The organism is Roseospira marina (assembly GCF_014197855.1).
GTDB classification, from domain to species: domain Bacteria; phylum Pseudomonadota; class Alphaproteobacteria; order Rhodospirillales; family Rhodospirillaceae; genus Rhodospira; species Rhodospira marina.
This window is the reverse complement of record NZ_JACIGJ010000035.1, coordinates 1-10,988: the sequence shown is the minus strand read 5'-3', so window position 1 is coordinate 10,988 and position 10,988 is coordinate 1. Positions and strand designations below refer to the sequence as shown.

Annotated in this window: 7 protein-coding genes and 1 pseudogene; 5 read left to right on the top strand and 3 right to left on the bottom strand. The window is 68.6% G+C overall.

Going from position 1 to position 10,988, the window contains the following annotated elements; translation table 11 throughout:
- Positions 1 to 145: 145 nt before the first annotated feature.
- Together GGD82_RS20365 and GGD82_RS20360 are read right to left on the bottom strand one after the other, a co-directional pair.
- The gene (locus GGD82_RS20365; RefSeq protein WP_150064246.1) at positions 146 to 808 is read right to left on the bottom strand and encodes a hypothetical protein; all 663 of its coding nucleotides are present in this window, start codon (positions 806 to 808) and stop codon (positions 146 to 148) included.
- Between the two features lie 59 nt (positions 809 to 867).
- Positions 868 to 2,271: a cobyrinic acid a,c-diamide synthase CobB gene (locus GGD82_RS20360; RefSeq protein WP_150064245.1), complete on the bottom strand. Its 1,404-nt coding sequence runs from the start codon at positions 2,269 to 2,271 to the stop codon at positions 868 to 870.
- 237 nt (positions 2,272 to 2,508) lie between these two features.
- Between GGD82_RS20360 and aspS the strand changes: the two genes are divergently transcribed.
- The 4 genes and pseudogenes from aspS to nadC form a co-directional block, all read left to right on the top strand.
- On the top strand, positions 2,509 to 4,311 hold the full coding sequence (gene aspS / locus GGD82_RS20355) for an aspartate--tRNA ligase (RefSeq protein WP_150064244.1): 1,803 nt from the start codon (positions 2,509 to 2,511) through the stop codon (positions 4,309 to 4,311).
- A 75-nt stretch (positions 4,312 to 4,386) separates the two neighbouring features.
- The gene (locus GGD82_RS20350; RefSeq protein WP_150064248.1) at positions 4,387 to 5,382 is read left to right on the top strand and encodes an NUDIX hydrolase; all 996 of its coding nucleotides are present in this window, start codon (positions 4,387 to 4,389) and stop codon (positions 5,380 to 5,382) included.
- A 104-nt stretch (positions 5,383 to 5,486) separates the two neighbouring features.
- The gene (gene nadA / locus GGD82_RS20345) at positions 5,487 to 6,506 is read left to right on the top strand and encodes a quinolinate synthase NadA (protein WP_170284504.1); all 1,020 of its coding nucleotides are present in this window, start codon (positions 5,487 to 5,489) and stop codon (positions 6,504 to 6,506) included.
- 40 nt (positions 6,507 to 6,546) lie between these two features.
- A pseudogene (gene nadC, locus GGD82_RS20340) lies at positions 6,547 to 7,429 on the top strand (carboxylating nicotinate-nucleotide diphosphorylase); the annotation flags it as partial.
- Here nadC and dmeF read toward each other — a convergent pair.
- A complete protein-coding gene (dmeF, locus tag GGD82_RS20335) occupies positions 7,427 to 8,398 on the bottom strand; it encodes a CDF family Co(II)/Ni(II) efflux transporter DmeF (protein ID WP_150064242.1) in 972 nt (323 codons plus the stop codon). The pseudogene nadC and the gene dmeF sit on opposite strands and share 3 nt — an antisense overlap.
- 458 nt (positions 8,399 to 8,856) lie before the next feature.
- On the opposite strand from dmeF, the gene GGD82_RS20330 reads away from it, so the two are divergent.
- Positions 8,857 to 9,273, top strand: a complete 417-nt coding sequence (locus GGD82_RS20330; protein ID WP_170284503.1) for a bacteriohemerythrin — start codon at positions 8,857 to 8,859, stop codon at positions 9,271 to 9,273.
- The last annotated feature ends 1,715 nt before the right edge of the window (positions 9,274 to 10,988 follow it).

Below are 10,988 nucleotides of genomic sequence, written 5' to 3'. Positions count from 1 at the left end.
GGAACATCGGCAAATGCGTCCAGCAACCAGGACATGGAGCCTCCCGCTTAATCCAAGGGAGTCCCCTACAGAATCCATTTCAAGCCCGACCGCTAACCCGATTTCTCAAATGCGATTCCCCTGCACGGCGAAGGCCGCCGCTGGATCAGCGCACCTTGTAGCTGAAGTTCAACATGTTCTGGATGCCCTCGGTCGACTCCCGGACGTTCAACCCATAGCGGCCGAAGAACAGCGCCAGCCGTCGGATTCCGGCCGAATCCGTCGGACCGTTGGGCGGCATCTGCCCGCCCAGTTTGGCGGCGATCAGATAGCTCATGGTCCGCCGGGTCCGGTTCTGGTTGGCCCAGAAGCTGTCGTCGCTGGCCGCCTTCTCGAACAGGCGGCCCCAGGCCTGATTGACCTCGGACCGCACGGCCTCCAGCCGGATGAACGCGGACCCCTCGGGGCTGCGGGCGCGGTTGAGCAGATGGTCGACGTCATAGCCGCTCAGGTCCACGGTCCCGATCTGGTGTGTGTAGGCGGTGCCCAGGAACGCCTCGTAGGCGGCGCGATAGGACCCGTACTTGGTGCGCACCCAGACGCTGGCGTTGGCGTCCGGCGGCCCCGGCTGCGTCACCATGGCGACGTTGCGCGCGCCGTAGCGGCCGAGCCGCCCCGACTCGGCGCCCTCCCCCAGCGTATCCAGGAACACCAGCCGGGCCAGCACCTCCGGCCGCTCGGCGATCACCTGGATCAGCGGGTCCTTGACCCAGGCCCGCAGAATCGCATCGGCGCGGCACTGGATGATCTGACGGGTGGTCACGGGCATAAGGAACCTCTCCGGCGGCGGGACCTGCCTGGAACTATAGCCGCCCGTCCGCGCGCCCGCTACGCGCTGTCCTCCCTCGCGATGAGATGCAGGAAGGAGCCCGCGACGGATCCCACACGACGACCGAGGCGGCCCAACTCCCGCCCCCGCGCGTCCCGCGCCACGAACAGGGCGTTGGCGCCGTCGTCCTCCCGCGTGGCCTGGGCGTAGTGGAACTCGTGCGCCCGCACCCGCGTGCCCGCGCGCCCGAACGGCGTATCCCCCAGGGTGGCGGCCGTGCGATAGCCCAGATGCAGGCGCGGCTGGGCAAAGCTGGTCTCCACCGGCAGCAGGCCCGTCATGGAGTGGCGCTGGCCGTCCGCGTCAACCAACCCCCGGCCGAGCACCATGTAGCCGCCGCACTCGCCGAACACGAAGGCGCCGCGCCGCGCAGCACTCCGGATCCCGCCCAGGAAGCGCGTCGCCCCCGCGAGGGTGCCCGCGTGCAATTCCGGATACCCGCCCGGCAGATAGACCGCATCCACATCGGCCGCCGGCGCCTCGTCGGCCAGCGGGGAGAACGGCCGGATCTCAGCCCCCGCCGCGCGCCAGCCCGCCAGCGTCGCCGGATAGGCGAAGGCGAACGCCTGATCCCGCGCCACAGCCACACGCTGCCCCGGCGGCGGCAGGGGACAGGGCACAGCGCCCGCCTCCCCCACGTTGTCCCCCGCAACGGCCGGCCGCGCCAAAGCGATCAGGGCGTCCAGGTCGATATGGGCCTCGGCCAGATCGGCGGCGTCGTTCAGAAACGTCTCCAGGTCCGGCAGTTCCTCCGCCTGAACCAACCCGAGATGCCGCGACGGCAACGCCAACCGGGTATCGCGCGGCAGCACGCCCAGCACCGGCACCCCCGGCGCCAGGGCCGCCGTCGCGGCGCGCAGTGTGTCGGCGTGCCCGCCCGGCCCGGCCCGGGTGAAGATGACGCCCGCCACGCTCACGCCGGGGCGCGCATCCCGGAAGCCCCGCACCACCGCGCCGGCCGACGCCGCCATGCCCCGGGCATCGACCACCAGCACAACCGGCCAGCCCAGCCGCGCCGCCAGGGCCGCCGTCGAGCCATCGGTTTTCGGATCATGCCCCGGCTGGCCCGGCGCCACCGCGCCGTCGAGCAGCCCCATCACCCCCTCGCACAGGATCAGGGACGCATCGTGCCCCAGCCCGGCGGCCAGCGCGGCCAGCAGGGGCTGCGGCATCGCCCAGGCGTCCAGGTTGACGCAGACCCGGCCCCCGGCGGCGGCATGAAACGCGGGGTCGATGTAGTCCGGCCCCACCTTAGCCGAAGCCACCGGCACACCCCGGCGGGTCAGCGCCCGGATCAGCGCCAGGGTCATCGTCGTCTTGCCGGACCCGCTTGCGGGCGCGGACAGCACCAGCCCAGGAGCGCCCTGTGGCACGGCGGGAGCATCGGAATCGGCAAGCGGCATGAACACATCCTCGTGCGGAGCGGAGCCTGTTGGTTGTCGGCCAGACACCGCCACCAAACACTGGCGTCGGCGGCCCTGTCCAGGGTGTTGGCCGCGTGAACCGGAAACACCTCGCCCTGCCTTGACAAAATGGCCGGTTCCGTGTGCTTTCCCTCCCGACCTTCGTGGGTGCCGGTCACCGGATCGGTGCCCCTTTTCGCTTGCCCCCTTTTCGCTTGCCAAGGGACTCCCTCCGTCATGCACGCCTTCCGCACGCACACCTGCGGCCAGCTCCGTCACGCGGACGTGGGCCAGACCGTCCGCCTGTCCGGCTGGATCCATCGTAAGCGCGACCACGGCAACCTGCTGTTCGTGGATCTGCGCGATCACTACGGTCTGACCCAGTGCGTGCTCGATATTTCCTCGGATGTGTTCCCGACGCTGGAGGGCGCGCGCGTCGAAAGCGTCATCACCGTCACCGGGCGCGTCATCGCGCGCACCAACGAGACCATCAACCCGCGCCTGCCCACCGGCGAGATCGAGGTCGGCGTCGACGCGGTCGAGGTGCAGTCCACCGCCGACGTGCTGCCCATGCAGGTGGCCGGCGAGCAGGAGTACCCCGAGGACCTGCGCCTGAGTTACCGCTTCCTGGACCTGCGGCGCGAGAAGATCCACGCCAACATCGTGCTGCGCTCCCAGGTGATCCAGTCGGTGCGCCGGCGGATGGTGGAGCAAGGGTTCCTGGAGTACCAGACCCCGATCCTGACCGCGTCGAGCCCAGAGGGCGCCCGCGACTTCCTGGTGCCGTCGCGCCTGCATCCGGGCCAGTTCTACGCCCTGCCGCAGGCCCCGCAGCAGTTCAAGCAGTTGCTGATGGTCGCCGGCTTCGACCGCTATTTCCAGATTGCGCCCTGCTTCCGCGACGAGGACAGCCGCGCCGACCGCTCCCCGGGCGAGTTCTATCAGCTCGACTTCGAAATGAGCTTCGTCACCCAGGAGGACGTGTTCAACGCCATCGAGCCGGTGCTGCACGGCCTGTTCGAAGAGTTCGCGGGCGAGCGCACGGTCACCCCGATGCCGTTCCCGCGCATTCCGTTCGACGAGGCGATGTTGAAGTACGGCTCCGACAAGCCGGACCTGCGCAACCCGCTGCTCATCCAGGACGTGACCGAGCACTTCCGGGGCGGCGGCTTCGGCCTGTTCGCCAAGATGATCGACGGCAAGGGCGCCGTGGTGCGCGCCATCCCGGGACCGGGCGCCGCCGACCGTCCGCGCGGCTGGTACGACAAGCTGAACGACTGGGCGCGGGACAACGGCGCCGGCGGCCTGGGCTACATCATCTTCGGCGCCGAGGGTCCGAAGGGTCCGATCGCCAAAAACCTGGAGGCGGATCGGGTCGAGGCCCTGCGCGTCCAGATGGACCTGAAGGCCGGCGATTCCGTGTTCTTCGCCTGCGACAAGCCGCTGCCGGCCGCCAAGTTCGCCGGTCTGGTGCGCACCAAGGTCTGCAACGAGCTGGAGATGCTGGAGACCGGCGCCTTCAAGTTCTGCTGGACCGTCGACTTCCCCATGTTCGAGATGAACGAGGACACAGGGCAGATCGAGTTCAGCCACAACCCGTTCTCCATGCCGCAGGGCGGCCTGGAGGCACTGGAGACCATGGATCCGCTGGACATCAAGGCGTTCCAGTACGACATCGTCTGCAACGGCGTTGAGCTGTCCTCCGGTGCCATCCGGAACCACCGCCCGGACATCATGTTCAAGGCGTTCGGCATTGCCGGCTATACCCCCGAACATGTGGAAAGCCACTTCGGCGGCATGCTGAATGCGTTCCGCTACGGCGCGCCACCGCACGGTGGCGCTGCGCCGGGCATCGACCGCATGGTGATGCTGCTCGCCGACGAGCCGAACATCCGCGAGGTCATCCTGTTCCCGATGAACGGACAGGCGCAGGATCTGTTGATGCAGGCGCCGAGCGCGGTCAGCGAGAAACAGCTCAAGGAACTGCACATCAAGCTCGACCTGCCGAAGCCCAAGGCGAAGGCCAAGCCGGCCGACTGAGGGCCGTATCGTGACGGGCGGGCCGCACCGACCGTGCGTCTCCCGATCGCGCCGTTGGGCGTGGGGGGCGACGCCATGACCCTGGAACCGCCCGTCACCACCAGCGCCGTCGCGGTCGACCTGACCGCCGTCGTCATCGCGGTCAGCGAGGATACGCCGGTGGTGCTGGTGCGGCGACCGGAGGCGGGCGGCCGCGCCGCCCTGCCGGCGGGCCCCTTGCAGGCCGAGCACGGCACGTTGCAGGCCGGCCTGCGCAGTTGGGTGGAGCGCCAGACCGACCTCGGTCTTGGCTATGTCGAACAGCTCTACACCTTCGGCGACCGTTCCCGGCCGGCGGACGATCCGGCCCGGGGCGATGGCGGGCGCCGCCTCTCCATCGCCTATCTGGCCCTCGTCCCCCCGCTGGACACCGCGGTGGGCCGGGCGCCGGACCCGCGCACGGCCTGGATGCCCTGGTACGACGCCTTTCCCTGGGAAGACCTCCGCTCCGATCCGGAGCCCTGGCGGGCGCGGCTGCGGAGCGCCCTCGCCGCCTGGGGGAGCGCGGCGCCAAAGGGCCTGAAGGCCGCCCGCACCGAGCGGGTCCGCCTGACCTTCGGCGACGAATCCAGCGACTGGGATGCCGAGCGGGCCCTGGAACGCTACGAACTGCTCTACGAGGCCGGGCTGGTGCCCGAAGCCGCCTGGGATGCCGGACAGACGCCCGCGACGGAGGTCCTCGACGGGGCGGGCCGGCCGCTCGCAATCGATCACCGCCGCATCCTGGCCACCGCCGTCAGCCGCCTGCGCGGCAAGATCAAGTATCGCCCGGTCCTGTTCGAACTGCTGCCGGAGACCTTCACCCTGCTGCGGCTGCAACGCACCGCCGAAGCCATCTCCGGCGTAGCCCTGCACAAACCGAACTTCCGCCGACTGGTGGCGCAACAGGGCCTCGTCGAGGACACCGGGCAGATGGAGGCCGAAACCGGCGGCCGGCCGGCGAAGCTGGTGCGCTTCCGCCGGGACGTGATCTCCGAGCGCCCAGCCCCGGGGGTGCGCGCAACGGCCACACGGCGCGGAAGTTACCCTTGAAGGTTAGCGGTATCGTCATATACTCTGTCGGAGCATAAGGGCTGGCGCAGCTGGCCCTCTTTTTGACCCCGATTAATGCTCATCTTGAGCATAAGAGAGGCGTCATGACGGCGATGCCCGGCCCCGCCCCCACCCTGCTGCCGTGCAGCCGCGACGCGGAAGCCCGCGTGGCCGACGTGTACGCGCGCATCAAGGATGTCATCCCGCCCATGGAATGGCCCGGCTACGCGCCGGAGATCGACGCCATCCGCGCCCTGAAACGCGAGCGCAACGCCGTGGTGCTGGCCCACAACTATCAGGCGCCGGAGATCTTCCATGGCGTCGCCGACATTCAGGGCGACTCCCTAGCCCTGGCCCGCCAGGCGGCGGACTGCGACGCCGATGTGCTGGTCGTGGCCGGCGTGCACTTCATGGCGGAGACCGCGAAGCTGGTGAACCCGGACAAGACCGTGTTGATCCCCGATCTTCGCGCCGGGTGCTCGCTGGCCGAATCGATCACCGCCGAGGATGTGCGGGCGCTGCGGGCCGCGCATCCGGGCGTGCCGGTGGTGACCTATGTGAACACCTCCGCCGCCGTGAAGGCCGAATCGGATATCTGCTGCACGTCCGGCAACGCCGTGGCGGTCGTGGAGTCGCTGGGGGTGCCCCGGGTCATCGTCCTGCCCGACGGCTATCTGGCCCACCATGTGGCCCGCAACACCGCCGTCGAGGTCATCCCCTGGACCGGCACCTGCGAGGTGCACGCGCGCTTCACCGGGGCGGAGGTTGAGACCTTCCGCGCACGCTTCCCCAGCCTGACCGTACTGGCCCATCCGGAATGCCCGCCCGACGTGCTGGACGCCGCCGACCATGTTGGCTCCACGGCTCAGATGATCGCCTACGTCCGGCGGGAGCGCCCCGAACGCGTGTTCCTGGTCACCGAATGCTCAATGAGCGACAACATCGCCGCCGAACTGCCCGACGTGGCGTTCGTCAAGCCCTGCACGGTCTGCCCACACATGAAACGCATCACCCTGCCCCGCATCCGGCACGCGCTGGAAATGCTGGCGCCGCGCGTGGAGCTGGACCCGGACATCGCGGAGCGGGCGCGCCGCCCGGTCGAGCGCATGCTGGCGGTGGGGTGACCCCCGCCCCGATGACACGTCTGGAGGACCTGAGAGGACCATGGTGACCCCATCCGAACGCGGGCCGCTGCCCGATCTGCTGATCGAACCCGTGGTGCGCGCCGCCCTGCTGGAGGACCTGGGGCGCGGCGGCGACATCACCACCGACAGCCTTGTCCCACCCGACCGCACGGCCCGGGCCGAGGTGGTCGCGCGGCGGGAGGGTGTGGTGGCCGGGGCCCGTGTGGCCGCCCTCGCCTTCCGCCTGCTGGATGCACGGGTCATCGCCACACCCCGATTCACAGACGGGCAGCCGGTCCGCGCGGGCGACGCCATCCTGACCCTCGACGGGCCGGCGCGGGCGCTCCTGTCGGCCGAGCGGGTGGCGCTGAACTTCCTTGGGCACTTGTCGGGCATCGCGACCGAAACCGCGCGCATGGTGGCGGCGGTCCAAGGCACGCGGGCCCGCATCGCCTGTACGCGCAAGACCACCCCGGGGCTGCGGGCGCTGGAGAAGTACGCGGTGCGGGTCGCCGGCGGCATCAACCATCGCCTCGGCCTCGACGACGCGGTGCTCATCAAGGACAACCACATCGCCGTGATGGGCGGGATCACGGCCGCCATCGCCGCCGCGCGCGCCCACACCGGCCATATGACGCGAATTCAGGTTGAGGTCGACTCGCTCGACCAGTTGGACGAGGCCCTGGCGGCGGCGCCGGACGCCATCCTGTTCGACAACATGAGCCCGGAGACCCTGGCCGAGGGCGTGCGCCGGGTCGCCGGCCGCGCGATCACGGAAGCCTCGGGCGGCATTACCCCCGATCACGTGGCGGCGGTCGCGGCGAGCGGCGTGGACGTCATCTCCGTCGGGTGGCTGACCCACAGCGCGCCATCCCTCGACGTCAGCCTGGACATGCGCGCCCCCACCTAACGCGCCGCGTTTACTCCAGCGGCAGGCAGGGTTCGCCGGGGCCGGCATGCACCTCGACGGTCAGGTGAACCAGTTCCCGCTGGTCGCTCAGCAGCGCCTTGTAGTGGCCGGGCGGCCGGGGCTTGTGCGTCACCACGGAGACGATGGCCGCCAGCGCACCCGGCCCCACGGACCAGACGTGCAGGTCCACCACGCGGTTGTCGGCGTCGGCCTCGATGGTGTCGCGGATAGCAGCCTCCCGCTCACCATCCACGGCGCCGTCGAGCAGCACGCGCCCGGTGTCCCGCATAAGGCCAAGCGACCACTTCCCGATCACCACGGCGCCGACCACGCCCATGGCCGCGTCGGCCCAGGTCCAGCCGAAATACTTGCCGCACAGCAGCGCGCCGATGGCCAGGACCGACGTCAGGGCGTCGGCCAGTACGTGCAGGTACGCGGCCCGCAAATTGTGATCGTGCCCGTGGTCATGGTCATGGTCATGCCCGTGCGCATGGCCATAAGAGTGCCCGTGGCCAACCGCGCCACTGCCGTGCAGCATCCAGGCGCTGACCAAGTTCACGACCAAGCCGATGGTCGCCACGATCATCGCCTGATCAAAGCCGATCGGTCGCGGCGCAACCAGCCGTTCCGCCGACTCCCAGGCCATCAATAGGGCGACCAGCCCCAGCAGGATCGCGCTGGCGAACCCCGCCAGCACCCCCACCTTGCCGGTCCCAAAGGTAAACTGCGCGTTTTCGGCGTGACGGCGCGCGAATGCATAGGCCGCAAGCGTCAAGCCCAGCGCGCCGATATGGCTCGCCATATGCCAGCCGTCGGCCAGCAAGGCCATCGAGTTGTACAGCCAGCCGGCCCCGATCTCGGCCACCATCGTGACGCCGGCGAGGGCGACCACCCAGAGTGTCCGGCGCTCCCCGGCCGCCGTGTCGGGGGCGGCGCGGAGGGGCGTATCCTGGTGATAGGCGTGCAGGCTGTGCGTATGCATGGGATAATCCACTCACGATCGAACCGACCCGCGTCCCCCGACGCAGCCGACGTGACGCGAGCCGTGCAAATGATACGGAGTTTCAAAAAGCGGCGCAACGCTCTGAGGCGGACGCGGGTGCGCCTGTCGAGTCGGAGCGCGCCCATGCGCGGCCCAACCGACCAGCGCGCGGGAATCGGCCGCCATGCAGGTGAGACGCAACCCAGAAAAGCGCGAGCAGCGCGCCCGCCTCGCGCCGGGATATCCCACCGCCCGATCCCCCTGCGTCCGGGCCCGGTTCCCCATGACGTCACCAGATGCGGCGCCATATTATGGCCGCCGCGGACTACGGTTTCACCATTCAGCGGTGCGCGCCCGGGGCGGCGCCGTTCCGATCCGTTTCACGCCCGGACCGGTTCCCGGGAGCAGGAGCCGGCTGTGGGCATCGACGTCTTTTCAGCCTGGAGGGTAATAGGCAGATGGCAATCTTGGAGTGGTCGGACGACCTGCGTGTTGGCTTCGGCCCCATGGACGAAGAGCACAAGAAGCTCATCGACCTGATCAACGACCTCGACGCGGCGATCAGCGCCGGCCACGCCGCCGACGTCATTGGGGGATTCCTGGAGGACCTGATCAGTTACACCGTCTGGCACTTCCGCAACGAGGAAGGGCTGATGCAGCAGTATGGCTATCCCCAGGCCCTGTCGCACCGCGTCCAGCATGTGGACCTGACCGAAACGGCGGAGGACCTGCAACAACGGTTCTTGGACGGGGACCACGAATTGGCCGACACCCTCACGCCCTTCCTCAAGACCTGGCTCACGGACCACATCATGGGAACGGACAAGGCGCTGGGGCGCTTCCTGGCCGACAAGGTCGAGGCGGCCACCGCCTGAGCCCCCACCCACGCGACATCTCCACGCCCCGGGCTCTGCACGCAGGGCGCTTTGGTGTGCGCGCTTTATGGGATCATGACGGGGGAAGCCGAGCGTGGAGGGGCCGGCGACGGCGCCCCTGCCCGTTTGGAACCGTCCCAAGAAAGATGACCAAACCGTCATGCGGCGGACAAGTCCCAGCCACGTGCGCCGTGGCATAAAGGAACCATCGGAGCGGGCCTCCACGACCGGTTCCGATATCAGCCAGACTCCTCGGAACACAACACTCTCGGAACAGCGTACCGTTCGATCCTCAGCAAGGACCTTCATCCGACCCGCGGGTCACACGCCTCAGCCACGTGGCGATCCGCAATCACGTTACGGCACGATCGGGCCCGACCGCCTCAGCCACGGAACGGCCCCCATCCTACCCCCCAAGGATCCGGCGCTTCAGCCACGCCACGATCCGCGCGAAGAGTTCAGACGAACACCGGGATCTCCCGGATATAGAAAAGGCCGGTTGCGGGTCCCCTCCGCAGCCGGCCTTTCTCGTTGCGGCGCGCCGCGTCAGCGGGACGGGGTGGGCGGGACGAGATCGGAGGGACGGTGTTCGTTGCCTCTTTACAGACGCCGACTTGTTTGGAATGATGCCAATGATCATGACGAAACCGTCATGGGGCGGACAAGTCCCGGTCACGTTGACCGTGGCATACAGGACCCATCGGGAACGGGGCTCCACGACCGGTCTCGATATCAGCCAGACGACCGACGAGCAGCATACGATTCGATATCCAGCAAGGCCCTCCGAGCAAGACCGCTGGCCGCACGCCTCAGCCACGGAACGGTCCCCCTCCTCTCAACGGGATCCGGCGCCTCAGCCACGCCACGATCCTGAGAGTGTTCCAGACGATATCCGGGACCACCCGGACACAGAAAAGGCCGGTTGCGCGTCTCGCCGCAGCCGGCCTTTTCTGTGTCCGGGTCGTGGTGTGGGGGCACATCACATCCACCGGCCTGCGGCCGTCTGGGCATCCACCGGCCTGCGGCCGTCTGGGCATCCACCGGCCTGCGGCCGGCCGGCGCGACCCATTGGGCGGCCCCAAACAATAGCCCTACATTTTTTAGAACGATCCTAACAAACATGACTGAACCGTCATGCGGCGGACAAATCCCCGTCACCTCCGCCGTGGCATAAACGAACCATCGGGAGCGGGGCTCCACGACCGTCCCGATCTCAGCCCTAAACCTTCGCCCCTCAATCTTGGACACGGGGATTCAGCCACCCCTCAGCCAGTCGCCCTCCGATCAAAACCGTGGTCCGCACGCCTCAGCCACGTGACGGACCGCATCCGAAAAGCCACGGTACGAGAGCACAGCCAGACCGGACCCGACCGCTTCAGCCACGGAACGGGTCCTCCCTCCCCCTCCACGGGATCGGGCGCTTCAGCCACGCCACGATCCCGACGGTCACGAAAAAAGGCCGGTTGCGGATCCCCCTCCCGCAGCCGGCCTTTTCTGTGTGGTGCCACCCAACGGGGCCGCGCGCAAATCCCAAGCGATCTGAAACAAATCGCAACAACGATGTGCTTAAATATCAATGACCTAGAGCACAGCGCGTGATCCAGATATCACGCACCGTGTTCTAGGGTTGAGACTCAATCAGATCCACCAAGTGACGATAGCCGCAATGGCGACGGCAGCGGTGAAAGTGACGGCGAGTTTGTCGTAGCGCGTGG

Bases quoted from the DNA above. Each gene is read 5' to 3' on its own strand.
- dmeF (WP_150064242.1), bottom strand. From the start codon at position 8,398: ATGCATACGCACAGCCTGCACGCCTATCACCAGGATACGCCCCTCCGC.
- GGD82_RS20360 (WP_150064245.1), bottom strand. From the start codon at position 2,271: ATGCCGCTTGCCGATTCCGATGCTCCCGCCGTGCCACAGGGCGCTCCT.
- nadA (WP_170284504.1), top strand. From the start codon at position 5,487: ATGACGGCGATGCCCGGCCCCGCCCCCACCCTGCTGCCGTGCAGCCGC.
- GGD82_RS20365 (WP_150064246.1), bottom strand. From the start codon at position 808: ATGCCCGTGACCACCCGTCAGATCATCCAGTGCCGCGCCGATGCGATT.
- GGD82_RS20330 (WP_170284503.1), top strand. From the start codon at position 8,857: ATGGCAATCTTGGAGTGGTCGGACGACCTGCGTGTTGGCTTCGGCCCC.
- aspS (WP_150064244.1), top strand. From the start codon at position 2,509: ATGCACGCCTTCCGCACGCACACCTGCGGCCAGCTCCGTCACGCGGAC.
- GGD82_RS20350 (WP_150064248.1), top strand. From the start codon at position 4,387: ATGACCCTGGAACCGCCCGTCACCACCAGCGCCGTCGCGGTCGACCTG.